Raw genomic sequence first — 22,485 nt, forward strand, 5'->3', positions numbered from 1 at the left:
GATCGACAGCGAGACAGGCAAGCGTGATGGCCTCGATGCCGAAGCCGGTATCGAAATCGTCTCCTATCTGAGCAAGCTTCTCGCGAAAGAGCCGTGAGAGATGAGAAGCATCATGCGAAGCAATACCGGTGCCCGCCTGCATTCGCGTCACTTCGCCGTCGACACGGAAAAGCTGCAACTCCAGCCGTCTCGCCCCCTGACGTTCCCGCTCAAGTACCTCGCAAAGATCCGCGGCGATCCGCTTTAAGGCCTCCTCGATATGCGCACTGCGCGTCAGTCCCTCGGAAAAAGCAAGAGAGGCGCGATAAGGCACATGCGGCAGGTCAGGCGATATCGGTTCCGGCTCAAATCCCAGCGCTTCGTCGAGACGCCGCGCAACGCCAGGCCCGAAGCGCGCAGTAATCGGCGCGCGTGGCTTCCCATAGAGATCTCCGGCTTTCTTGAGGCCGAGACGAATGAGGCCGTTGACAGCCGCATCGTCCAGCCGGAGCGCGGCAACGGGCAGAGAGCGAAGCGCGTCCGCCTCCTCGCCTGCCGGCAGGACGAGAAGGGGCCGCTCACCGAACCGCGCAAGCGCCCATGCCGCCCCGGTCGTCGAAGACACGGCAGCGCGCGCCGTAAGACCAAAGCCCTGCAACCGTCTCCGCAATTCCGCGATGAGCGCCATCTCTCCGCCGAAAAGATGGTCGCACCCCGTGATGTCGAGCAGGATGCCGTCCGGCTCCTCTCCAATGCCGTCAGGATCGGCCGTCGTCCAGGGCGTGTAGCGCCCGCACCAGCTTGCCAGCCGGTCCAGCCCCTTGCGGTCGCCTTCGCTGTCCGCCGCATGCAACTCAAGTCCCGGACATAGCGCCGTGGCATCGGAAACCAGTTGTCCCGGATGAATTCCTGCCGCCTGTGCCAGCCGGTTGCGCGCGGTGATACGCATACCGCCCGGCCCCGGCCTGGCAAGTACTCGCGGCTTTTCCGGCACCCGCAAAGGCCTCGCTTGCCGTTCGAGATCGCGGCCGAGCCGCTCGATGGGCCAATGAGGCAACCAGAGCGCAACGATCCTTCGTTTGCCTTCCATACATGGACCTGAAGGCTTGAGATTGGAACAAAAAGAGAACATGCTCTCTTTCCCGGCGCAAAGGCAAGTTAATTTGAATTGCCCTCTTCTTGCCTGAAACAGGACTAGGATTAAGTCTTGAGAACCTGCCGATCGAGGCACCAAGGAGATGCAGCATGCGGAAGCACATTCGAGCGAGACACCTGGCTCTGGGACTCATGATGGTGGCGCCGCTGACGCTTGCCGCATGCGGCGATCCCGCAGCTGAAAAAGCACGGCTCGATGCTCTCGATCACCAGAATTGCCTAGAATTGGGGTTCAAGCCCGATACGGAGGCTTATGGCAATTGCCGCCTCAAGATGAAGGAAATCCGGGCCAGGGAAGAAGGCAACCGTTCCCCCAATATTGGCTTCGGCGTAGGCGTCGGCGTTACCAAGGGCTTCTGACGCAGAGGGAGATGTAAATGCGTATCGTGCGGTCGGGCTTGGCCATTGCATTGCTGCTCGCGGTTGCAGCCTGCGCAAGCCCACAAGAGCGGGTGGCACGTGAAGCCGCGCAGAAACAATCCGATGAAGCCGAATGCAGGAGCATCGGCTTCACGGCGGGTTCGGAAGCTTTTGCCAATTGCATGCTGAAGCTCAGGGAAATCCGGGCCCAGGAAGAAAACACCCGCGAATTGCGACGCGCGCAAACGCCTTCTCCCTGGTGGGGCGGTCCTTATCCCGGCTATTACCCTTATCCTTACCCCTATCGCTATCCCTATCGTTACTGGTGAATACGGCGATCAGGCCATGAGCATTCGCCTGAACGGCACGAAGGCTTCGGCCGTACCGGGCTTCATATGGCGAGATACCGGCGTCACCACGGAAAAAATGCCCGTTGCGCCGTTCCACTCCACCAGCCAGTTACCCGGCTGGCCGCCCCGGGAACGCACAAGTGCAATCTTCCAGCGCGGAGTCCCGGGCAGCATTTCCGTTTCATTCGCATAGGGAACATGTGCGCTTGGTGCGGCCGATACATGCCAGCGGCTGACGGCGACGCTCGCTCCCGCGCCTTCTTTTGCACAGCCCGTGAAAAGTAAGACAGGCGTTTCCGCTTCCTCCGCCGCAAGTTGCAGCCGCCGCGTTGCCGTGAGGCCGAGACAGGCTGAAGAACTGTCCACCTCTCCCACCACAGCCGCGAAAGCCCGGCTACGAAGCGCTTCCTCCATCACCCAAAGGCAATCGGTGTCGCGCGCCGGCGTGACCAGAACAAGCCTTGCCGGATCGAGGCCGAAGGCGGCAATTCCCGAGCCGTAGAGCCCGCCTATATCGAAGGGCGAACGCCCCGTCTCACACCAGAGTATCGGTGCAGACGACCTCTTCATGGCGCAAACGGCAAGTCCGGCGAGAAAACCCGTTGCGGCCCCCATGTCGTGATAGGTGGCAGCGGCAATCTCATGCAGGGCACCGGATCGGAGACCGCTATCGGGCAACATATGGTCGATTTCCGCCGCGCCGAGCGAAATGACCGCACGACGGCCAGCACCCATGGATGCCGGACCTGCCAGCCGGGATTTAAGATCAGCAATAAGGGCGGCCTTGGCAGTCTGCGACACGGAAAAGAACCTTTGTTCTCTTTTTGTTCTATTTTCCTCGTGTCCTCAAGTCAAGTGTCCCGCAGTCAGGCCTGTGCCACGCCCCAGTAATTGAAACCTGCGAACCGCGGTGTCGATGGCAGATACATGGTCTGAAGATCGGCGATCCGGAAACCGCCCTGCTCGACCAGCGAGGGTATCTTCCGGTTCAGATTGCAGCCCCCGAACAACACCTTCCAGACCGGATTGATCCGGTTCTGCCACTTGAGCACACCGGCATCGGGCGCCGCGCCATGTTCGCAGAAAACGAGCTTGCCGCCCGGCTTCAGCACGCGCCGCATGCCCTCGAGCGCCTTCACGGGATCCGGAATCGTGCAGAGACTGAAAGTGCAAAGCACCGTATCCACGCTCTTGTCGTCGAGCGGAATCTGCTCGCCCGGCAAGCCGATGAACTCAACCGGAAACGGCAGTCCCTTTGCGCGCTCGCCTGCGAGACGCCAGGATTCTTCCGATGGATCGAGACCTATAAGGCGCGTGACTTTCGACGCATCGTAATAAGGAAGATTGAAACCCGTGCCGATGCCGATTTCCAGCACCGTACCTTCGGCCATTGGCACGACTTTCTTGCGCTGATAACGGATCGGCTTTGTGCCGCACGCACAATTGATGATGTGAGGAACGACACGCCGTTCGTAAAAGCCCATCTTCCAGCCTCCCAAGGTCAAAAATCGCCGTCAGTATGGCGCTGCATGCCCGCTAGCGCCACTCCGAAACACCGAAGCGCAACAGCCTGTCCCCATCGATCGGCCCGATCGTCCGGCCCCGTCCCTTCAGTCCCAGCGCGGCGGCACGCAACAATTTTTTCTCGCGGAGTGCCGTTCCGCGCCTGACGGACAAGGATAATGCCTCCCAGACCAGCTCCGGTTCGACGAACCCGGGAGCGGCGTTGACGACACGGCCCCGCCATCCAAGTGCCATCAGCTTGTCCCGGGGCATGTGCCCGGGAGACCCCGTTGCCGCCAATGCTGCATCGGCAAGTGCGGCGGCCGCCAATCCGGCCAGCGCCGCACTTTTCGATTGTGCCGCAACAATATCGAGCACCCCGCATGTCGGAATGCCGGATCTGATGCCGCCGATTGCGGCACCACCCTGAACCCCGTTACCCAGCACGCCCATGAACTCCCCGAGCACCGCAGGTACATCCATATCCTGCGGGGCGGTCGTCCCCGGTTCCATATGGATCGTGGCTGCATCCCCGAGCGAGACAACGGAAAACTCGACATCGCCTGCCCCATCCGCCGCGTTGCGCATCGCGGCGAGCACTACGTCGCAAACCGAGCCAGGCAGTGCTGCAAGCACCGGCGGCAGCATATCCCCTGAAATCGCATCGCGAAAAACATGCATCGCCTCCAGAGCGAGCCGCGCCGCCTTGCCTCGCGGAAGCACATTGCCTCTGCCGTTGGAAAGCAGTTCCGCATCGGTAAGCAACGAGAGGGAAACCTCTCTCACCGCGTCCATGCCAGCATCGATGGCGTCGCGCGCGCCCTTGCCCCTTGCCGCCAGAGCGAGCCGGCCCGGCCATATTTCGAAGCTTTTTTCGACGAGCGAAGAAACGGCAAACATTGGAAAAGACTACTCCATCACACGCACGGACACCTCGGTATGAAAAACCGATTGCTGAGCAAAGAGGTCGCGATAGATGGATTTCACCTCGGCGACGGAGGCTTCGGCCTCTGCCGTCGCCGGGTGAACGACGATGAGAATCTTTGTCGTCTCCCGCACGATCGGCGCATTCGCAACCGCGGTGTCGCGCCACTGTCCATAAGCATCAACGACGGTGAAGCCGTCCGGAAATCGCGGTGTGACAACATTCGTGAGAAAATCCGACCATTCTTCGTCGCTGACCTTGCCGCCATCGCCAAGAGCCATGCCGAAATAGAGCGTGGTCTCGATCGCCGCCGCCGGCTCCGCATACGACTTGCCGGGCGTGAAAAGGATAAACGCCAAAATGACGATAAAGGAAAATCTCTGCACCGCCGTCCTCCGTCGCCCATTCTTGACAGGTTGGGACGGGAGTTGTCCAGCGGCGACCGTCAGGCCGCTTTGCGGATCGCGATGTCGGAGAGGCGGAGGCGCAAGCCGTCGAGCTTCTGGCTCATGAGGAGCTGGCAGGAAAGCCGGGACCACTCACCGCCATAATTCCCGTCGAGCATATCGAGCTCGTCTTCTCTGGGCTCATGAAGCTTCGCAGCCCATTCGGGATCGACTTCGACCTGACAGGTACCGCAGGCGCAGGCACCGCCGCACTCCGCAACGATCGGAAAGCCGTAGTCGCGGATGATTTCCATCACCCGCCAACCTTCCATGGCTTCGAGTTCGTGCTCGACGCCTTCAGCGTCGACAAGAATGATACGCATGACGGACCTCGGTACGCTTACGCGACGCCCAGCTTCTTCTGCAGGCTCGTCGAGGAGGTGGTGTACTGGAAGGTGACCTTCGCGTCCGGGTAGGCGTATTTGAATGCCGCCTGCGCCATCAGCGCCGCTTCGTGGAAGCCCGACAGGATGAGCTTCAGTTTGCCCGGATAGGTATTGATATCGCCGATGGCGAAGATACCCGGCACGCTGGTCTGGAATTTCTCGGTGTCGACGGGGATCAGGTTCTCATGGAGATTGATACCCCAGTTCGCGACCGGCCCGAGCTTCATCGTGAGACCGAAGAACGGCAGCAGCGTATCGCATTCGAGCTGATAGTCGGCGCCGTCATTCCCCTTCACGGTCACGCCCTCGAGCTGACCGTTGTCGCCATGCAGTGCCGTGATCTGGCCGAGATGGAACTGCATTTTCTTTTCTTCGACGAGCGCATGCATCTTGTTGACGCTGTCGGGCGCCGCACGGAAGCCGTCGCGCCGGTGAACGAGCTGCATGGATTGCACGATCGGCTGAAGATTGATCGTCCAGTCGAGCGCACTGTCGCCGCCGCCGGAGATCAGAACGTTCTTGTTGCGGAAAGCCTCCATGCGCTTAACGGCATAGAAAACGGACTTGCCTTCATAGGCTTCGATACCGGGGATCGGCGGCTTCTTGGGCTGGAAGCTGCCCCCGCCCGCCGCGATGACGATGACCTTGGCTTCGAAGACAAGGCCGCCATCGGTCTTCACCCGCCAGTTGCCGTTGTCGAGTTTTTCGACTTCCTCGACCATCTCGTTGTAATGGTACTGAGGATTGAAAGGCGCGGCCTGTTCCATCAGGCGCTCGGTCAGTTCGTGACCGCTTACGACCGGCAAGCCGGGAATGTCGTAGATCGGCTTCTCCGGATAAAGCTCGGCGCACTGCCCGCCGGGCTTGTCCAGAATATCGACCAGGTGGCACTTCATATCGAGAAGGCCGAGCTCAAACACTGCGAAGAGGCCGCAAGGCCCCGCCCCGACGATGACCACGTCCGTCGTGATCGTTTCCTGAGTCATCTCAGCCACCTGTCGTTCCGGCCACCATGGGCCATACAAATAACTTGCAGATTCTGTGGTTATTTATATTTCACAACCATTGACGCCTATATAGGTCGCCAGCCCCGCAACGCCAAGCAAAAAATCGCCGGATTTAGCCGTGACAATCCGGCGCTCATGCCTATCTTACGCGGCGAATGCGGCGCTGTGGCATGACGCCGTGCCGCACCCCTGCTCCCGGAGAGAACGATGGTCAAGTGCAACACGATGCCGGAAGTCAGGAACGAGATCGACCGAATCGACCGCGAACTGGTCCGGCTGCTCGCCGAGCGGCAGACCTATATCGAGCAGGCCGGCGAGATCAAGGGCGAGCGGACGGCCGTGCGCGACGAGGCGCGGATCGAGGAAGTGGTGGCGAAGGTCCTGACGGAAGCCGACCGTGCCGGCCTCAGCCGCGCCATCGCCGAACCGCTCTGGCGGCTCCTGATCGAAAAATCGATCGAGCATGAATACACGGTCTTCGACGCGAACCGCCGCAGCGTCAGTTCCGGCTCATAAGCGCCATCTCGTCCTTCAAGGCCCGCGCGACTCCCGGCCGCGCCGACATCCGCGCGTAATAGGCGTCGAGCTCCGGCCACCGGCTCCGGTCGATGCCGGCAAAGCCGCAAAGCGTGAGCACGAAGACGGCATAGGCATCGGCAACCGTAAAACCGTCACCCACGAGATAGTCGCGGCCCTCCAACGCTTTCGCCAGCGCCTCGAACTTGACCGGCGCGACCGCGTCCCGCGCGAAATCCTTCGCTTCCTTCGGCGCTCTCGGATTGAAGATCACCGCCAGCACCTGCTTGTGCAGTTCGGTCCCGATGAAGTTCAACCACTCCTGCAGCCGGTAGCGCTCCATCGTGCCATTGGCGGGCGCCAGACGAGAGGCAGGATTGGCATCGGCGACATATTGCAGGACAGCCGCGCCTTCGGTGAGCAGCTGCCCGTCATCGAGCCTGAGCGTCGGCACCTGCCCTTTCGGGTTGATTGCATAGAAATCGGAACCGTCGGCGAGCGTCTTCGTCGACAGCGTGACCTGATGGAAAGACGCCTCGTCGCCCTTTCCCGCTTCGTAAAGCGCGATGCGCGTGGCAATCGAACAGGCCATTGGCGAGAAATAGAGATCCATGGTTTTCCCTCGGAAATTGAGTTTTTGTACCGTTCCGAATAATAATAAGAGCGCCGCACATGCCGGCGTCAATCATTTTTTGCGAAACGGTACAAAATGACGGAAAAACCCCGCGGACGGCCGCGCTCCTACGACCCGGACACCGCGCTCTGGCAGGCGCTGGAAACCTTCTGGGGAGGCAGCTTCACAGGCACATCGCTCGATGCGCTGGCCGCCGCGACCGGCATGAACCGCCCAAGTCTCTATGCGGCCTTTGGCGACAAGAAGTCGCTCTACCTGAAATCCTTCGACCTCGTTGCCGGTCTGATGAAGGCAGCACTCCGGCGGACGGTGGAAGCGGAGAAGCCGCTCGAGGCGGCGCTCGGCGACTTCTACAACGAGGCGATCGCCATCTACCGGTCGGGACCGGACGGCGCGCGCGGCTGCTTCATCCTCTGCACGGCACCGGCGGAAGCAGCGACCGACAGCGACATTCGCGCGGCGCTCGTGACGACGCTGAAGGAGATCGATGGCGGGCTCGCGATGCTGTTCGAAAAGGGAAAGGCGGCAGGCGATCTTTCACCGGCCGCCGACACGACGGCACGGGCACAAATCGCGGCATCCGTTCTGCACAGCCTCGCGATCCGCGCGCGGGCGGGCGCATCGAAAAAGGAACTGGACGCGCTGGCTCAGCACACGGTGCAGATGCTCTGCCGGGACATGTAGGAAAAAGCGGTGCTCAGAACTGCTTCTCGGGCAGGTTCACCACGAGGCCGTCGAGCTCGTCCGTCACCTTGATCTGGCACGACAGACGCGAGTTCTCGCGCACGTCGAAGGCGAAATCGAGCATGTCTTCTTCCATGCTCTCCGCCGGGCCGACTTTTTCCTTCCAGCCTTCCGCGATATAGACATGGCAGGTCGCGCAGGCACAGGCGCCGCCGCAATCCGCATCGATACCCGGAATGGAATTCTTGATGGCGCCTTCCATCACGGTCATGCCGTTCTCGACATCGATCGCGTGTTCCGTGCCGTTGTGCTCGATATAGGTGATCTTCGCCATCTTGGTTTTCTTGTCGGAGGTGGAACGGGCCGGACGCCGCCGGATGGAAAAGCCCCTCTCGCGAGGCCGGCACATACATGACGCAGCCGGTTTTTCTTTTCAACCCCTCATTCGGGGCATGGCGCCGCACCTGCCCGGAAAGGCCCCTGAAACGCTGCGGAAATGCCGTGTGAGACCCGTTGTCGCCCCGTCACGAAGGCCGCATAGTCTTCCGCAAAGGTAAACGGGAGGCGGCACATGGCGGACCAGCTCGACATTCTTTTCATCACGGCGGACCAGTGGCGCGGCGAGTGCCTCTCCGCCCGCGGCCACCCGATGGTGAAGACGCCGAACCTCGACGCGCTGGCGGCCGAAGGCGTGCTCTTCCGCAAACATTTCGCGAACGCCGTTCCCTGCGGCCCCTCCCGCGCCTCGCTCCATACCGGCATGTATCTCCAGAACCACCGCTCCGGCACCAACGGCACGCCGCTCGACGCGCGCCATACCAACTGGGCGAAGGAGGCCGCGCGCATCGGCTACGACCCGGTTCTCTTCGGCTACACGGATACGAGCCAGGACCCGCGCGAGGAAGACCCGGAAAGCCCGTGGCTCATGACTTATGAGGGCCCGCTCCCCGGCATCCGCCCCGTCTGCATGATGGGCACCTGGCCGACGCCCTGGACGAACTGGCTGACGGAGCAAGGCTACGAGGTGCCGGACGACATCCGCTTCGCCTATGGCATACGCGCTCCGGGTACGGAATATGAGGATGGCGGCGCCCATCCCCGCCCGCTCATCTACCCGCAGGAGGCGAACGACACGAGCTACCTCACCGACCGGCTGATGGACTATATCGCGGAGACGAAGGGGCGCTTCGTCGCGCATCTCTCGCTGCTGCGCCCTCACCCGCCCTTCGTCGCCTCGGAACCCTGGAACGCGATGTACGATCCGGAAGAGGTGCCGGGCTTCACGCGCAAGGAGAAGCCGGACGCGGAAGCCGCCCAGCATCCCTGGCTCGAACACCAGCTTGGCCGCAAACTTTTCCGCGCGCCCGCGAACGAAAAGAAACTGCGGCGCATGAAGGCCGTCTATTACGGGCTGATGTCGGAAGTGGATGCAGCACTCGGCCGCGTCTTCGCTTTCCTGAAGGAGACCGGACGCTGGGACAACACGCTTATTGTCTTCACGTCGGATCACGGCGAACAGATGGGCGACCACTGGCTGCTCGGCAAATGCGGCTATTTCGATGCGTCGTATCACATTCCGCTGATCGTCCGCGATCCGAGAAAGGCAGCGGACGGCGCGCGCGGAAGCGTGGTCGACCGGTTCACGGAGAATGTCGACATCATGCCGACCATGCTAGACCTGATCGGCGCGGAGATACCCGTGCAATGCGACGGCGCGTCGCTGCGGCCCTTCCTCGAGGCGCGCGAGCCCGCGACATGGCGGCGCGAGGCGCATTGGGAATTCGATTTCCGCGACCCCGCCGACGACAGCGCCGAGAAGCGGCTCGGGCTCACGCTGCATCAATGCACGATGAACATCATTCGCGACGAGAAATACAAATATGTCCACTTCACGAAACTGCCGCCGCTCTTCTTCGATCTCGAAAAGGACCCGGACGAATTCGTGAACCGCGCGACCGATCCCGACTACCTGCCGCTGGTGCTGGAATACGCCCAGAAGCTTCTCTCCTGGCGCATGAACCACGACGAGCAGACGCTCACCCATATCGCGCTGACCGACGACGGCCCGGTCACGCGCCGCGCCGCGCGTTATTGATCCGTATACGGATTCGGAGGGCGCGCGAAAACCGGGGATTATTTATTTTCGGGTTCCAAAGCGGGGATAAGGATGGCGGCTGTCATCGAACTGTCACCATACTGTCACAAAGCGTTTTGGGGCGTTTGCGAGAGGACCCATCCCCTCCCCGGTGAGCGCTTCGCGGAGCGGATTCATGTGCTCGCGCAGGTGCCGAATCCGGTGCGGCGATCTTCCGCCTTCGCAACCGCATGAGGGGATATGTTGCGGCGCAGGACGCCAAGCGAGTTATGCCCGGGTAGAGATTTCCCAAAATAAATAATCCCCGCTTTTGCTAGCGCAGCGCGGCCCGTGGATCCCGGCTTCCGCCGGGATGACACTTCTATATTGGGGGGCCTCCGCACATTGATGTCGTGGCCCCCAAGCATCACCCGCCGCCCCTTGCCACCCTCCCCTTTCTCCGGCACTGCTTCTGACATGACCTGAGGGAGAGACCATTTGGCGGCGGATGCGGATATCGATGCGGTGGTGATCGGCGCGGGTGCCGTGGGGCTCGCTTGCGCGCGGGCGCTGTCGCGGGCCGGGCACGAGACCATCGTGCTGGAGCGGCATGGCGCCATCGGCACCGAAGTCTCGGCGCGGAACAGCGAGGTGATCCATGCCGGCCTCTATTATCCGGAAGGGAGCCTGAAGGCGCGGCTCTGCGTCATGGGACGCGGGATGCTTTACCGCTATCTCGACGCGCATGGCCTGCCCTACCGGCGGACGGGCAAGCTGATCGTCGCGACGGAGGAGGCACAGCTTGGCGTGCTGGGCGGCGTCGCGGAACGGGCGCGGGCGAACGGGGTTTCCGACATTCGGGAGATGACGGCAGCGGAAGCGCGCGCGATGGAACCGGCGCTCCGCTGCGTGGCGGCGCTGCACTCACCCTCGACCGGCATTCTGGATGCCCATGCCTATATGCTGAGCCTCCGCGGCGAGCTCGAGGATGCAGGCGGCGCGATCGCCTTCGGCTCCAATGTGGCGCGGATCGAGGCGGCGGGCGGCGGCTTCATCGTTCATGTCGAAGGCGACGAGCCGATGAGGCTCCGTACACGGATCGTCGTCAACGCGGGCGGGCTCTGGGCCCCTGCCCTGGCGGCGAGGACCGACGGGCTCGACGCGGCGCATGTGCCCACGGCCTTCTTCGCCAAGGGAAATTATTTCACGCTGGCCGGCCGCGCGCCTTTCTCGCGGCTGATCTATCCGGTGCCGGAGGCGGCGGGGCTCGGCGTGCATCTGACGCTCGACATGGGCGGTCAGGCGCGCTTCGGCCCGGATGTCGAATGGATCGAGGTGGAAGACGAAACGCCCGACTATGCGGTGAACCCGGCGCGGGGCGATGCTTTCTATGCCGAGGTCAGGCGCTACTGGCCGGGGCTGAAGGACGGCGCGCTGCAGCCGGCCTATGCGGGCGTGCGGCCGAAGATCAACGCGGCGGGCGAACCGGCGGCGGATTTCGTCATCTCGGGGCCGGAGACGCACGGGCTCGCGGGACTGGTCAATTTGTTCGGGATCGAGAGCCCGGGGCTGACGGCATCGCTCGCGATTGCCGAGGAGGTTCTGGGGATGGTGCGGGGGTGAAACTCTCTATACGGATAAATGTATAGATGTCATCCCGGCGAAAGCCGGGACCCAATCCACTTCGCCATAAAACAAAAAGCCGATGGGTCCCGGGAATAAATCCCGGGATGACACTTCTGTTTTCGATGAAAGCAGAACCCGACAGCATTTGCTGGGGGAACCAATGGGTCCCGGCTTTCGCCGGGATGACAATTGTTTTTACGCTTCTGCTTTTACCCTTCCGCCACGCTGTCGATGAAGGCGTTGACGGCGGCGATGGCGTCGGCGATGCGGGCCATGATGGCGGGGCGGGTTTCGGCGGCGGCGGGAAGCCTTTCGGCCTCCTCCGCGAGTTCGGCGAGCGCCCAGGCGCCGAGGCCGCGCGCGGAGCCCTTGAGGCTGTGGGCGGCGTTCTTCCATTCGATATCGTCGGACGCATCCGCGAGGCGCGCGAGATAGACGCCGGCCTGCGTGCGGAAGAGACCGAGCAGCTCGTTCTCGAGCGTGCGATTGCCGAGCGTGTATTTGGAAAGATGGACGAGATCGATCGGGCGGCGAGGCGCGGGATGGGATGAAAGCCCCGAGGGAGGAATGCCTCCGCCGCCGAGGACTGCTGTCGAGGTTTTCATAGCCGCGCTCCGTTACGCCTGAACCGGTGGAGAAGCTTACCCGCGGAGGCGGTACCGATTCGTTAAGGCGCGGAATTCAGCCGGAATTCGTGCCCGTTGCGGCCGGCCGTTGTAATTATGGTTAACTGTCTTTAAGTTGTCGCACACGAGGAATTGCCAAGAGCCCCGCAAGAGCCAACCGCGATCCTTCGAAATGCCCCTCTTTTCGTCCCCGGCATGCCCCCCGTGCGCGGGGACTTTCTTTATGGTGCCCGCACGGGCACGCGCGAGGTTGACGGCCATCATGGCATCCGACAACTTGGGAAGGCCGCATACGGGCCTGAGGCCGGGAAAGCTCATGAAAAACAGGGATATGGCGCCGAACGAAACGCCTTCGGACGCAGCCGCGGAAGCGGAAACCGCATTGCCGGTCCGCGCCGCCAACGAAGACAGCCCGACCGGCGGCGCGCTCTACCGCATGATCGCGCGGCGCCCGAGCAAACGCATCGTCGGCGCGGCGGCGCTGGCGACCCTATTCTGCGTCGGCGCGGAGGCGGCCTATCTGTGGGGGCTTTACGGGCTCGACGGATTGCAGAACCTGACGCCGCTCGAACAGGGGCTGGTCGCGGCTGTCGTGCTCGCCCCGCTCACACTTATCTGGATGCTCGCATGGACCGCCTGGCGCGGCGCGGAAATGCGGCTGATGTCGGAAGCGCTGGCGCGGACGGCGATCCGCCTGTCGGACCCGGAGGATTTCGCGACCGACCAGATCGCCACGATTTCGGAAGCCGTGCGCCGCGAACTGGCCGACATGCGCGCCGGTCTCGACGCGGCGCTGAAGCAGGCGAACGAATTGAAGGAGATTGTCGGGCGCGAGGTCGAGGAAATCGACCGCGGCACCGGCCGCGCGGAATTCCGTACGCGGACGATGGAAGAACTTCTGAACCGCCACAAGGACGGTCTCCAGGAAATCGCCCGGACGCTGGGCACCGAAAGCGACACGATCTCGCGCGCGATCCGCGAACAGGTGGATGCGGTGCGCGGCGTCGCCGGCAAGGCGGAAGGCGACCTCGACGCGGCAGGCAAACGCCTCGCCGAACAGGCCGAAGCCCTGTCGCGGATGAGCGAAGCGGCGCGCGCGGGCGCGGACCAGACGGCGACGATGCTCGACCGGCAATCCTCGCGGCTCGAAGTGGTGGCGAACGACGCCCTGTCGAAGGCCGAGGAGATCGGCCAGCGCTACGAGCGCCAGCGCGAGACGATCGCGGAGGCGGCGGGACGGCTGGAGCATGAACATGCGCGGCTGCAGGCCGTGTTCGAGGCGCATCGCGACGGGATGGACGCGGCCGACAAGTCGCTCGCCCATCACACGGCGGAAATCTCCCGCGCGGTGGCAGGCCTCAGCGCCGGGCTCGACGTGACCTTCGAGGCGGCGGCGGCGCGCGCGGCGGCCTTGCGCGAAAGCATCGCGGAACAGATCCGGCTCGGCGCGAGCGAGGCGGCGGACGCCTCGACATCGGTCAGCCGCTCGGCGGGCGCGGCGACGCGCGCCATCGGCGCGACGGTGGACGAATTGAAGGCGGCGACGGGCGCCCTCTCCAACGATGTCAGCCGCGCCGCGACCGAGGCCATCGAAACGACGACGGGCAAGCTCACCGCCGCGACGGCCGCGATGAACCACGAGGTAACGCGCGTGACGACCACGCTCGCCGAGGAAATCGGCCAGCGGACGGAGGAACTGCGCAAGCTCGCGGAAACGGCGGCCGCCGACGGCGAGACCGCATCCGAACGCTTCAACGCCGCGATGATCCGCCTCGGCGGCACCGCGCGCGAGGCAGGCCGCGCCATGCACGAAGCGACGGACGAACTGGCGAAGCGCATCGACGACCTGCCGGGCGAAGCGGCGGCAAGCGCGGAAGCGCTGAAGGACGTGCTGGAGGAACAGATCGGCGCGCTGGCAACCATCGCCGAAATCGTGGTGCGCCACGCGCGCACGCTCGACCGCTCTACCCCGCCCGTCCAGCCGCGCGAAACGGTGTTTCCGCCGCGCATGGCGCCGCAGCCGGAAGCGCCGCGCCAGCGGCGCTGGGGCATGTCGGAACTGCTGGCCGCCGCCGAACGCAAGAGCGCGCACGGCGCCCACGACCTCGTGCATGGCAGCGATCAGGATTTCCAGCGCGCGTCTCTCCACGTCATCGAAACGCTGCAGGCGCTGGCGATCGATCTCGACCGTGCGCTGGAGCAGAGCCCGCCGCCGGAACTCTGGCAGCGCTACCAGGCGGGCGAGCGCAACGTCTTCACGCGGCGGCTCTACAATCTCGCGGGCCGCGAACTCTACGACCGGATCGCCGCGAAATACCGCAAGGAGAGCGAATTCCGCGCCCATGTGGACCGCTTCGTGACGAGCTTCGAGGAACTGCTCGGCGCCGCCTCGACGCGCGACCGCGACAACATCCTGGTCGACACCTATCTCACCTCGGACACGGGCAAGGTCTACCTGATGCTCGGACAGGCGATCGGGAAGCTCAGCTAGAAGGCGCGGCCTCGCGCGGCAGCGCCGTGAGCGACTGTTCGAACGTCCAGACGGCGATTTCGCTCAATACCGTATCGAGCGCGGCATCGTAGCCACCGACGATGCCCTCCATGCCGATGCCGGTGGACTGCGCCTCGGCCGAGAATTCCCGCGCCGCCACGATAGATCTGTCGCGCACATTGACCAGCCGCACGAAAAGCACGACGCGCACTTTCGCCACCCCCTCGCCGAAGCCGGCGCTTTCGGGCTTGTAGGCGGCGAAGGTGCGGATGTCGCCGACAAGCGCGAGGTCGGCGCGCACGCGATTGCCCGGGCCGATGACGGCGGGGAAGCGGCCGGTGTCGGTCAGCGTTTCGACGAGCAGCGAGGCAATCATGCTCGGCGCCCGGTCGCTCCAGCGCGCGCCCGCGTAATATTTGATTTCGTTCGGCGACGGCTGGAAGACGATCCGGCCCGTGTCGATGGCGGCGGGTGCGGAGAATTCCTCGACGACGAGCTGCGCCTGCGTCGCCCGAGCGGTGGCCGGGAGTTCGACCGCGGGCGCGGTGAGCACGTAGAGCGACGGCGCGGGACCGCTTGCGACATCGGCAAGCGCACAGGCACCGAGCGGCGCAAACGCGGCCGAGAGAAGCGCAAACCGCGCCAGTTTTCCGATCGTGGCTTTCATCCCCCGTCCCCTCTCCTTGCCGTTTACCCGGCCCTTCATTACGGCCGCACTTCCGGCACGCTGTTGCCGACGAAGAAACGCGCCGGATCGTCCTGCGCGCGCGACGCGATGCGGTCGAGCGAAGTGACGAGCGCCCGCGTCTCCGCAACGAGCTGCGGCAATTGCGACAAGCCGCTGCCGATGCCCGGCCCGCTCTGCTTCAGGATCGCGTCGAGTTCGACCGCCACGTCGCGATAGGACCGCGCCGCCTCGCGCGCATCGGCAATGAATTCCTTGACGTCTTCCTTCATCAGCCCGTCGGCGCTGCGGCTGATGCTGTTCAGGTGCCGCGAGGCTTCCGAGAGCTGGGTAAGCGCGGTCGTTATGTTCTCGGAATTGTCGGCGAGCGCCTTCGACATGGTGTTGAGATTGGCGAGCGCCTCGGAGACCGACCGCTGGTTCGACGCGACAAGATTGTTGAGTTCCTTGATGAGCTCGTTGGCGTTCTGCAATGTCTCGGGGCCGCTCTTCAGCAAGTCCTGCAGCGATGACGGCGCGGCGCGGATGATCGGGTAGTCCTGGCCGGGTTTCGCATGCAGCTCCGCCGATTCCGGGCTGCCGCCCGTGAGCTGGATGAAGGCGACGCCGGTGAGGCCCGACAGTTCCAGTTGCGCGACCGAGTCTTCCTTCACCGGCGTGCGCGCATCGACCTCGATGATCGCGATCACCTTGTTGGGATTGCGCTCCATCAGATAGAGGTCGGTCACCTTGCCGACGGGCAGACCGTTGTACTGGACGGGGCCGGACACCGAGAGCCCGGAGACGGACCCGTCGAAGATGATCTTGTAATTGGCGAACTGCCGGTTGAACTGCACCCCGCTCACCCAGAGCAGGAACAGGAACAGGGCGATGACGGCAACAAGCGTGACACCGCCGATCAGGACATTGTTGGATTTGATTTCCATGACCGCTACTTGCCCGCAAATGCCGCGCGTGCGCGCGGTCCGTGAAAATATTCGTGAATCCAAGGATGGCTGCTACGCAACATGTCGTCGATCGTGCCCACGAGAATAACATGCTTCTCGGCGAGAACCGCTATCCGGTCGCAGGTCGCATAAAGCGTATCGAGATCGTGGGTGACGAGGAAAACGGTGAGGCCGAGCGTATCCGTGAGGTCGTTGATGAGGTCGTCGAAGGCGGCGGCGCCGATCGGGTCGAGGCCGGCCGTCGGTTCGTCGAGGAACAGGATTTCCGGGTCGAGCGCCAGCGCCCGTGCCAGCCCCGCCCGCTTCCTCATGCCGCCCGAAAGTTCCGAGGGATAGAGCGCGCCTGCCGTCGGCCTGAGACCGACCATCGCGATCTTGATCGCCGCCAGTTCCTCCATCAGGTCCTTCGAGAGATGGAGATGCTCGCGGTATGGCACCTGGATGTTTTCGGCGACGGTAAGCGCGGAGAACAGCGCACCGTCCTGGAAGAGCACGCCCCAGCGCCGCTCGTGGAGACGCCGTTCGCTTTCCGGGAGCGCCGCCAGGTTGAGACCGAAGACGCGGATGGTGCCCGCGTCGGGCTTCTTGAGGCCGAGAATGGTGCGAAGCAGGACGGACTTGCCGGTGCCCGAGCCGCCGACGATGCCGATCACCTCGCCCCTCATCACCGTGAGGTCGAGATTTTCGTGGATGACGTTGTCCCCGAAGCGCGTGTCGAGGCCCCGGACCTCGATGATGGGTTCGCCCTTCTTCGCCATCGTCAGATCCCTACCGCCGTGAAGAACATGGCGAAGAGCGCATCGAGGATGATGACGAGAAAGATCGACCGCACGACCGAGCGCGTCGTCATGGCGCCGACCGATTCCGCGCTGCCGGTGACGGAGAAGCCAGCGCGGCAACCGACCAGCGCGATCACCGCCGCCATGAACGGAGCTTTCACCAGGCCGACGCCGAAGGTCCAGAAACCGACGGCTTCCTGCACGCGGGCGATATAGACGGCCGGCGACATGTTGAGCATGATCTGGACGACGATGCCGCCGCCGATCAGGCCCATGATGTCGGCGACGAAGGTGAGAAGCGGCAGCGTGACCATGAGCGCAAGGACGCGCGGCAGCACGAGCATGTCCATCGGATCGAGGCCGAGCGTGCGCATGGCGTCGATCTCCTCGCGCATCTTCATGGAGCCGATCTCGGCGGTGAAGGCGCTGCCCGAACGGCCCGCGACGATGATGGCCGTGAGGAGCAGCCCGACTTCGCGCAGGAAGATGATGGCGATGAGATTGACCGTGAAGACTTCCGCGCCGAACTGGCGGAGCTGAACCGCCCCCTGCTGCGCGACGACCGCGCCGATGAGAAACGTCAGCAGGCAGACGAGCGGCAAGGCATCGAAACCGGCTTTCTCCATGTGGTGGACGAAGGGGATGAGCCTGAAGCGGCCCGGATGACGGATGGTGCGCCCGGCGGTCACCATCACGGCGCCGATGAAGCCGAGCATGCCCCGCCCTTCTTCCCCGATGGCGCGGGTTGTTTCTCCGATCTTGCCGAGTATCTGGAGACGGAGAGGCTGCGCCGGCGGATGGGCGGGCTCCGGCGGGCCGCAGGCATCGATCTTGTCGAAGAGCTTGTTCTGCGCCTCGCTCACATTTTTATATTCGACGTCGACGCCGCGCCGCTTGAGAACCTCGGCGGTGCGCTCGATGACGGCCGCGGCCGCCGTGTCGAAGCGCGTGATGCCCTTGAGGTCGATGACAATGTGCTGCGCGGCACCCGGATCCACCGTAAGCGCGCGCAATTGCCGGTCGACGGGATCCAGATGGACGATCGACCAGTCGCCGGCGGCCTCGATGCGCAGATGACGTCCGTCCGCTTCCATCCGGCAGGAAGCAGGCCCGCCTGTCTCTCCGCTCCGCCCGCTTGAAGTGCTGACTTCGGCCAATCTGCCCCCGGTCTTCGCCAATGCCGCCGTGCCGCCGCCACAATATGCCTTCGCCGCGCCAGCTTGTCACATGGCCTTCCGTTTACAGCGAAATAGGGTAGGTTCCGTTCCATCCGGCCCGGTTATCCGCCGGAAAATTGTTTTTTGTCGAGGAGATCACCATGCGCGGCCTGTTTCACGGATTTGGGGCGATCGTCATCGCCATGACACTTTCAGGCGCCGCGCTGGCCGACGGACCCGACCTCGCCAAGGGAAAGAAAATCTTCGCTCGCTGCAAGGCCTGCCACACGGTCGAAGAAGGCGGCAAGGACGGCATCGGCCCGAACCTTCACGGCGTCTTCGGCCGCACCGCCGGCACGAAAGAAGGCGTGAAATACTCCAAGGCCATGCAGGAGAAGGGCGCCGAAGGACTTGTCTGGTCCGAGGAGACGCTGATGACCTATCTCGAAAAGCCCGCCGCCATGGTGCCCGGCACGAACATGGCTTTCCCGGGTCTCAAGAAGGAAGAGGAACGGGCAGACCTGATCGCCTACCTCAAGAGCGAGACCGGCGCGGAGTAACCCTCCGCCACCCCCACCCCGCTTCCCATAATTGTCCCGCTCCGGCGCGATTCCGCGCTGGAACGGAAGCTGCAGCGGAGGAACCGGAGGCAGTATTCGACGTTCCATAACGGGACATCGATGGGCCTGAAGGTTCAATATGGGGCATCCCCCACGCCTGTATCCGGCGCTGGGGCAGCAGTGAGACATGAATCCTACACCTGCGTTCCGCAGACTATCGGCGATCCTGCCCGGCCTCGTGCTGGTGCTGAGCATCCTCGTGTCGATCTACGACCCGCAGGGCACGGGAACATTTCTGCAGAACCGGGTCTTCGATCTCTATCAGCGCATCCTGCCCCGCGAGGCCGGTCCGAACGGCCCCCGCACCGTCTATGTCGACATCGACGCCGAAACCGCCAAGCGCTACGGCGCCTGGCCCTGGCCGCGCAAGCGCCTCGACACGCTGGTCGAAAAGGTGCGCGACGCCGGGGCGAGCGCCATCGTGATCGACATGGCGCTGGCCGACCCCGACCCGACCGCGACGGCGGAATTGCTGCGGCTGTGGTCGCCCCTGCCCGCAGGCGAGGAGATGAACGGCCTCGGCCGGGCACTGACCCGCCTGCCGAACCACGAGCGCGAACTCGCTGCGCTGCTCGCCTCGACGAAATCCGTGGTCTCCTTCGTGCCGGGCAAGACCTCTTTCGACGGCAGGAACGCACCTGCGCGGCCCGCCGCCATCGTGCCGCGGGGCAGCGACCCCCGGCACTACATCGACGAATACGACACCTGGCGCTCCACCCTGCCCCTCTTCGAGGCGGCGGCCAGCGGCAATGGCGCGGCGCTGCCCGAGCGGGCGCCCGGCTCGACCGTGCGCGGACTGCCCATGCTGGTCAATCTGGACGGCATCCTTTACCCCTCCAACGTGCTCGAAGCGCTCCGCGTCGCGGAGGGCGGCACGGGCTACCGCGCCATGGTGACGATGCCGGAAAACGGCTTCTCCTTCGAAATCGAACCGGGCATCGAGCGCGTCGAGATCGACGGCACCGGGCTTGCGGCGCAGACGCTGAAGGACGGCCGCCTGCGGCTCTATTTCGGCGGCAAGGAGACGCGGCGCTCGATGCCGGCCGGCGAGATTCTCTCCGGCGGCACGGACCTCGCACCGCTCGCGGGCCGCATCGCCATCATCGGCGTCTCGGCCAACGGCGCCCAGCATTTGCACGACACGCCGCTCGGCATTCCGCTCGCCTCCGGCGCCATCGCGGCCAATGCCATCGACCAGATCGCGGACGAGAGCTTCCTCGCGCGGCCGGGCTGGGCTTCGGTTGCCGAACAGCTTTTCGTTCTCATCGGCGGCGTCATCGTCATTCTCGTCGTGCGGCGCTTCCGCTTCCGCTGGGGCGCGCTGCTGACGCTGCTGCTGATCGGCGGCGCGGCCTACGGCTCCTGGTGGGCATTCGAAAACCACCGCTGGCTGATCGACCCGGCGCTTGGCGGCGTGACGCTCGTCTTCGCGGCGCTGACCTGCACGCTGATGACGCGGCTGCACACGGAAGACGAAATCCGCTTCGTCGAAACGCAGTTCGGCCGCCGCCTCTCTTCGTCGGGCCTCGCCCGCATGAAGGCGAACCCGCACATCATCCGGGCGGAAGGCTCCCTGCGCGACGTGACCTCCGTGGTCGTCGGCCTGCGCGGCTTCAACATCATCGCCGACCGCTACCTGGAAGACCCGACGGCCTATGCCGACATTCTGAACCGCTTCTTCTCGCCGATGACCAAGATCGTGCAGGACCGGAACGGCATGGTGGATCGCGCCGTGGGCGACGCTCTCTATGCGGTCTGGAACGCACCGCTCGACGTGACCGATCACGCCTCGAAGGGCTGCGACGCGGCGCTGCGGATGGTCGAAAACCTCGAAGCTCTCAATGAGTTCCTTGAAGAGGACGCTCGCCGCCAGCACCTGAGCCATGTGCCGCTGAGCCTGTCGATCGGCATCGATACCGGCACGGCCATCACCGGCAACATGGGCGCCGTCCAGCGCTTCGACTACGGCGTGCTGGGCGAGCCCGTGAGCTTCGCCGCCTATCTGCAGAAGAACGCGCGGCACTACGGCCCGGCCATCATCGTCGGCGAAGGCACGCAGCGCGCCGTGGGCGGCCGCTACGCGCTGCTCGAAATCGACCTCGTGTCGACGCCCCGCCACCCGGAAGGCCGCCGCGTCTTCGCCCTGCTCGGCGACCCGATCATGCGCGCCAACCCGAAGTTCCGGGCGCTGCAGGAAGCCCATGCGCTGATCTTCTCCGCCTATCGCAGCCAGCGCTGGGCCGAGGCGCGCGCGGCCATAGCCGAATGCCGCAAGCTGAACGGCGCGATCCCGACGCTTTACGATTTCTACGACGCCCGGATATCCGCCTATGAAGCGAATCCGCCCGGCGACCACTGGAACGGGGCCTTCTTCGCCGGCCGCATCTGAGCGGCCGGCGGTCCATCCCGGATCGATAAGGTTCGATTTGGACTTGGAGCAGGCGCACACAAAAGCCATCATCGCACGCGAAGCTCCCGGCCCACGCCGGATGTCCCATCATTGGCCGAGCCCGTTCATGCGCGAGATTACCGTCGAAGCACAGTCATGGCCCATTGCGGGGGCCTTCACGATCTCGCGCGGCTCGAAAACCGAAGCGCGCGTCGTCGTGGCGACCGTGACGGAGATGGGCCTGACCGGCCAGGGCGAATGCGTGCCCTATGCCCGCTACGGCGAAACCGAGAAAGACGTGATCGCCGCCATCAAGGCGCAGGCCCATGCCATCGCCGAAGGCATGAGCCGCGAACAGTTGCAGCGCGCCATGCCGCGCGGCGCGGCGCGCAACGCGCTCGACTGCGCCATGTGGGACCTCGAAGCGAAACTCGCCGGGAAGCAGGTCTGGGAACTGGCCGGGCTCGACGCACCCCGCGCCATCACCACGGCCTATACGCTAAGCCTCGGCACACCGGACGAGATGCGCGAGGCGGCGGGGCGCGCCGCACATCGCACGCTGCTGAAACTGAAGCTCGGCGGCGGCGGCGACGAGGACATCGCCCGCGTGGAAGCGGTGCGCGCGGGTGCGCCCAATGCGGCGCTCATCGTGGACGCCAACGAGGGCTGGAAGCCCGAACAGGTTCTGCCGATGGCGCATGAACTGGCGCGGCTCGGCGTCTCGCTGATCGAGCAGCCGGTGCCGGCGGCGGAAGACGAAGTGCTGCGCGGCATCGAAAGCCCGGTGCCGCTCTGCGCGGATGAAAGCGCGCATGGGCTGGAGGGCATGCGGCGGCTGGTCGGGCTCTACGATTTCATCAATGTGAAGCTCGACAAGACCGGCGGCCTCACCGAAGCGCTGTCGGTCGTGCGCTGCGCCAAACGACGGAACCTGCGCGTGATGGTGGGTTGCATGGTGTCGACCTCGCTCGCCATGGCGCCCGCCACGCTGATAGCCCAGCATTCGGATTACGTCGATCTCGACGGGCCGCTGCTGCTGGCCCAGGACCGCGACCCGGCGCTGCGCTACGAAGGCAGCCTCGTCTATCCGCCGGCGCGGGAGCTTTGGGGATAGCGAGTCCCGAAAGCGGTTCCGTCATTGCGAGG

24 protein-coding genes are annotated in these 22,485 nt (G+C 64.3%); 10 read left to right on the plus strand and 14 right to left on the minus strand.

Features of this window, described 5'->3' with window-relative positions:
• Nucleotides 1–1,111: DNA polymerase Y family protein (locus Q8S60_RS00745; RefSeq protein WP_371134292.1), on the minus strand; the 1,111-nt coding region annotated here is incomplete at its 3' end.
• A gap of 113 nt (nucleotides 1,112–1,224) precedes the next feature.
• Here Q8S60_RS00745 and Q8S60_RS00750 point away from each other — a divergent pair.
• Nucleotides 1,225–1,494, plus strand: coding sequence for a hypothetical protein (locus tag Q8S60_RS00750; RefSeq protein WP_305276592.1), 270 nt, complete (start codon nucleotides 1,225–1,227; stop codon nucleotides 1,492–1,494).
• 17 nt (nucleotides 1,495–1,511) lie between these two features.
• Nucleotides 1,512–1,823, plus strand: a complete 312-nt coding sequence (locus tag Q8S60_RS00755; protein ID WP_305276591.1) for a hypothetical protein — start codon at nucleotides 1,512–1,514, stop codon at nucleotides 1,821–1,823.
• A gap of 9 nt (nucleotides 1,824–1,832) precedes the next feature.
• Here Q8S60_RS00755 and Q8S60_RS00760 read toward each other — a convergent pair whose 3' ends face one another.
• From Q8S60_RS00760 to Q8S60_RS00785, 6 genes are all read right to left on the minus strand, one after another.
• Nucleotides 1,833–2,579: an ImuA family protein gene (locus tag Q8S60_RS00760; protein ID WP_305276590.1), complete on the minus strand. Its 747-nt coding sequence runs from the start codon at nucleotides 2,577–2,579 to the stop codon at nucleotides 1,833–1,835.
• A gap of 131 nt (nucleotides 2,580–2,710) precedes the next feature.
• Nucleotides 2,711–3,328: a class I SAM-dependent methyltransferase gene (locus Q8S60_RS00765; protein WP_305276589.1), complete on the minus strand. Its 618-nt coding sequence runs from the start codon at nucleotides 3,326–3,328 to the stop codon at nucleotides 2,711–2,713.
• Nucleotides 3,329–3,380: 52 nt separating this feature from the next.
• On the minus strand, nucleotides 3,381–4,247 hold the full coding sequence (locus Q8S60_RS00770) for a hypothetical protein (RefSeq protein ID WP_305276588.1): 867 nt from the start codon (nucleotides 4,245–4,247) through the stop codon (nucleotides 3,381–3,383).
• A 9-nt stretch (nucleotides 4,248–4,256) separates the two neighbouring features.
• A complete protein-coding gene (locus tag Q8S60_RS00775) occupies nucleotides 4,257–4,658 on the minus strand; it encodes a DUF3574 domain-containing protein (protein ID WP_305276587.1) in 402 nt (133 codons plus the stop codon).
• A 59-nt stretch (nucleotides 4,659–4,717) separates the two neighbouring features.
• Nucleotides 4,718–5,041, minus strand: coding sequence for a 2Fe-2S iron-sulfur cluster-binding protein (locus tag Q8S60_RS00780; protein WP_305276586.1), 324 nt, complete (start codon nucleotides 5,039–5,041; stop codon nucleotides 4,718–4,720).
• Between the two features lie 17 nt (nucleotides 5,042–5,058).
• On the minus strand, nucleotides 5,059–6,090 hold the full coding sequence (locus Q8S60_RS00785; RefSeq protein WP_305276785.1) for an NAD(P)/FAD-dependent oxidoreductase: 1,032 nt from the start codon (nucleotides 6,088–6,090) through the stop codon (nucleotides 5,059–5,061).
• Between the two features lie 228 nt (nucleotides 6,091–6,318).
• Between Q8S60_RS00785 and Q8S60_RS00790 the strand changes: the two genes are divergently transcribed.
• Nucleotides 6,319–6,627 carry a chorismate mutase gene (locus Q8S60_RS00790; protein ID WP_305276585.1) on the plus strand — a complete coding sequence of 103 codons (309 nt, stop codon included), beginning with the start codon at nucleotides 6,319–6,321 and terminating at the stop codon, nucleotides 6,625–6,627.
• Here Q8S60_RS00790 and Q8S60_RS00795 read toward each other — a convergent pair.
• Nucleotides 6,611–7,240, minus strand: coding sequence for a glutathione binding-like protein (locus Q8S60_RS00795; RefSeq protein ID WP_305276584.1), 630 nt, complete (start codon nucleotides 7,238–7,240; stop codon nucleotides 6,611–6,613). The two genes, Q8S60_RS00790 and Q8S60_RS00795, sit on opposite strands and share 17 nt — an antisense overlap.
• Nucleotides 7,241–7,336: 96 nt before the next feature.
• Between Q8S60_RS00795 and Q8S60_RS00800 the strand changes: the two genes are divergently transcribed.
• Complete coding sequence (locus Q8S60_RS00800) at nucleotides 7,337–7,945, plus strand: TetR/AcrR family transcriptional regulator (RefSeq protein ID WP_305276583.1); 609 nt, start codon at nucleotides 7,337–7,339, stop codon at nucleotides 7,943–7,945.
• A 13-nt stretch (nucleotides 7,946–7,958) separates the two neighbouring features.
• Here Q8S60_RS00800 and Q8S60_RS00805 read toward each other — a convergent pair whose 3' ends face one another.
• Nucleotides 7,959–8,279, minus strand: coding sequence for a 2Fe-2S iron-sulfur cluster-binding protein (locus tag Q8S60_RS00805; protein WP_305276582.1), 321 nt, complete (start codon nucleotides 8,277–8,279; stop codon nucleotides 7,959–7,961).
• Between the two features lie 237 nt (nucleotides 8,280–8,516).
• On the opposite strand from Q8S60_RS00805, the gene Q8S60_RS00810 reads away from it, so the two are divergent.
• Complete coding sequence (locus tag Q8S60_RS00810; protein WP_305276581.1) at nucleotides 8,517–10,040, plus strand: alkaline phosphatase family protein; 1,524 nt, start codon at nucleotides 8,517–8,519, stop codon at nucleotides 10,038–10,040.
• Between the two features lie 477 nt (nucleotides 10,041–10,517).
• Entirely contained in the window at nucleotides 10,518–11,642 is a 1,125-nt protein-coding gene (locus tag Q8S60_RS00815) for an NAD(P)/FAD-dependent oxidoreductase (RefSeq protein WP_305276580.1), read from the plus strand.
• Between the two features lie 212 nt (nucleotides 11,643–11,854).
• Here Q8S60_RS00815 and Q8S60_RS00820 read toward each other — a convergent pair whose 3' ends face one another.
• Complete coding sequence (locus tag Q8S60_RS00820; protein ID WP_305276579.1) at nucleotides 11,855–12,250, minus strand: Hpt domain-containing protein; 396 nt, start codon at nucleotides 12,248–12,250, stop codon at nucleotides 11,855–11,857.
• A gap of 337 nt (nucleotides 12,251–12,587) precedes the next feature.
• Here Q8S60_RS00820 and Q8S60_RS00825 point away from each other — a divergent pair, with 337 nt between their 5' ends.
• Complete coding sequence (locus Q8S60_RS00825; protein WP_305668266.1) at nucleotides 12,588–14,762, plus strand: hypothetical protein; 2,175 nt, start codon at nucleotides 12,588–12,590, stop codon at nucleotides 14,760–14,762.
• Here Q8S60_RS00825 and Q8S60_RS00830 read toward each other — a convergent pair.
• Genes Q8S60_RS00830 through Q8S60_RS00845 form a run of 4 tightly spaced genes read right to left on the minus strand, consistent with a single transcriptional unit; the run spans nucleotide 14,755 to nucleotide 18,330 of the window.
• Nucleotides 14,755–15,429, minus strand: coding sequence for an ABC-type transport auxiliary lipoprotein family protein (locus Q8S60_RS00830; RefSeq protein ID WP_305276577.1), 675 nt, complete (start codon nucleotides 15,427–15,429; stop codon nucleotides 14,755–14,757). The genes Q8S60_RS00825 and Q8S60_RS00830 overlap by 8 nt on opposite strands.
• Before the next feature lie 38 nt (nucleotides 15,430–15,467).
• Nucleotides 15,468–16,373 (minus strand): MlaD family protein, encoded by a 906-nt coding sequence (locus Q8S60_RS00835; protein ID WP_305276576.1) that lies wholly within the window; start codon nucleotides 16,371–16,373, stop codon nucleotides 15,468–15,470.
• 5 nt (nucleotides 16,374–16,378) lie between these two features.
• Nucleotides 16,379–17,152, minus strand: coding sequence for an ABC transporter ATP-binding protein (locus Q8S60_RS00840; protein WP_305276575.1), 774 nt, complete (start codon nucleotides 17,150–17,152; stop codon nucleotides 16,379–16,381).
• Nucleotides 17,153–17,154: 2 nt separating this feature from the next.
• Nucleotides 17,155–18,330 carry an ABC transporter permease gene (locus tag Q8S60_RS00845; RefSeq protein WP_305276574.1) on the minus strand — a complete coding sequence of 392 codons (1,176 nt, stop codon included), beginning with the start codon at nucleotides 18,328–18,330 and terminating at the stop codon, nucleotides 17,155–17,157.
• Between the two features lie 161 nt (nucleotides 18,331–18,491).
• Between Q8S60_RS00845 and Q8S60_RS00850 the strand changes: the two genes are divergently transcribed.
• From Q8S60_RS00850 to dgcA, 3 genes are all read left to right on the plus strand, one after another.
• Complete coding sequence (locus Q8S60_RS00850; protein WP_305276573.1) at nucleotides 18,492–18,890, plus strand: cytochrome c family protein; 399 nt, start codon at nucleotides 18,492–18,494, stop codon at nucleotides 18,888–18,890.
• Between the two features lie 187 nt (nucleotides 18,891–19,077).
• The gene (locus tag Q8S60_RS00855) at nucleotides 19,078–21,339 is read left to right on the plus strand and encodes a CHASE2 domain-containing protein (RefSeq protein ID WP_305276572.1); all 2,262 of its coding nucleotides are present in this window, start codon (nucleotides 19,078–19,080) and stop codon (nucleotides 21,337–21,339) included.
• A gap of 127 nt (nucleotides 21,340–21,466) precedes the next feature.
• Nucleotides 21,467–22,453 (plus strand): N-acetyl-D-Glu racemase DgcA, encoded by a 987-nt coding sequence (gene dgcA / locus Q8S60_RS00860; RefSeq protein WP_305276571.1) that lies wholly within the window; start codon nucleotides 21,467–21,469, stop codon nucleotides 22,451–22,453.
• The last annotated feature ends 32 nt before the right edge of the window (nucleotides 22,454–22,485 follow it).

This window comes from Parvibaculum sp. (assembly GCF_030694575.1).
GTDB lineage: Bacteria > Pseudomonadota > Alphaproteobacteria > Parvibaculales > Parvibaculaceae > Parvibaculum.

What these genes read in the sequence shown, in the direction of transcription:
- Q8S60_RS00750 (WP_305276592.1), top strand. Translation starts at nt 1,225, where the DNA reads ATGCGGAAGCACATTCGAGCGAGACACCTGGCTCTGGGACTCATGATG.
- Q8S60_RS00755 (WP_305276591.1), top strand. Translation starts at nt 1,512, where the DNA reads ATGCGTATCGTGCGGTCGGGCTTGGCCATTGCATTGCTGCTCGCGGTT.
- Q8S60_RS00760 (WP_305276590.1), bottom strand. Translation starts at nt 2,579, where the DNA reads ATGGGTGCTGGCCGTCGTGCGGTCATTTCGCTCGGCGCGGCGGAAATC.
- Q8S60_RS00765 (WP_305276589.1), bottom strand. Translation starts at nt 3,328, where the DNA reads ATGGGCTTTTACGAACGGCGTGTCGTTCCTCACATCATCAATTGTGCG.
- Q8S60_RS00770 (WP_305276588.1), bottom strand. Translation starts at nt 4,247, where the DNA reads ATGTTTGCCGTTTCTTCGCTCGTCGAAAAAAGCTTCGAAATATGGCCG.
- Q8S60_RS00780 (WP_305276586.1), bottom strand. Translation starts at nt 5,041, where the DNA reads ATGCGTATCATTCTTGTCGACGCTGAAGGCGTCGAGCACGAACTCGAA.
- Q8S60_RS00785 (WP_305276785.1), bottom strand. Translation starts at nt 6,090, where the DNA reads ATGACTCAGGAAACGATCACGACGGACGTGGTCATCGTCGGGGCGGGG.
- Q8S60_RS00790 (WP_305276585.1), top strand. Translation starts at nt 6,319, where the DNA reads ATGGTCAAGTGCAACACGATGCCGGAAGTCAGGAACGAGATCGACCGA.
- Q8S60_RS00795 (WP_305276584.1), bottom strand. Translation starts at nt 7,240, where the DNA reads ATGGATCTCTATTTCTCGCCAATGGCCTGTTCGATTGCCACGCGCATC.
- Q8S60_RS00800 (WP_305276583.1), top strand. Translation starts at nt 7,337, where the DNA reads ATGACGGAAAAACCCCGCGGACGGCCGCGCTCCTACGACCCGGACACC.
- Q8S60_RS00805 (WP_305276582.1), bottom strand. Translation starts at nt 8,279, where the DNA reads ATGGCGAAGATCACCTATATCGAGCACAACGGCACGGAACACGCGATC.
- Q8S60_RS00810 (WP_305276581.1), top strand. Translation starts at nt 8,517, where the DNA reads ATGGCGGACCAGCTCGACATTCTTTTCATCACGGCGGACCAGTGGCGC.
- Q8S60_RS00820 (WP_305276579.1), bottom strand. Translation starts at nt 12,250, where the DNA reads ATGAAAACCTCGACAGCAGTCCTCGGCGGCGGAGGCATTCCTCCCTCG.
- Q8S60_RS00825 (WP_305668266.1), top strand. Translation starts at nt 12,588, where the DNA reads ATGAAAAACAGGGATATGGCGCCGAACGAAACGCCTTCGGACGCAGCC.
- Q8S60_RS00830 (WP_305276577.1), bottom strand. Translation starts at nt 15,429, where the DNA reads ATGAAAGCCACGATCGGAAAACTGGCGCGGTTTGCGCTTCTCTCGGCC.
- Q8S60_RS00835 (WP_305276576.1), bottom strand. Translation starts at nt 16,373, where the DNA reads ATGGAAATCAAATCCAACAATGTCCTGATCGGCGGTGTCACGCTTGTT.
- Q8S60_RS00840 (WP_305276575.1), bottom strand. Translation starts at nt 17,152, where the DNA reads ATGGCGAAGAAGGGCGAACCCATCATCGAGGTCCGGGGCCTCGACACG.
- Q8S60_RS00850 (WP_305276573.1), top strand. Translation starts at nt 18,492, where the DNA reads ATGCGCGGCCTGTTTCACGGATTTGGGGCGATCGTCATCGCCATGACA.
- Q8S60_RS00855 (WP_305276572.1), top strand. Translation starts at nt 19,078, where the DNA reads ATGAATCCTACACCTGCGTTCCGCAGACTATCGGCGATCCTGCCCGGC.
- dgcA (WP_305276571.1), top strand. Translation starts at nt 21,467, where the DNA reads ATGCGCGAGATTACCGTCGAAGCACAGTCATGGCCCATTGCGGGGGCC.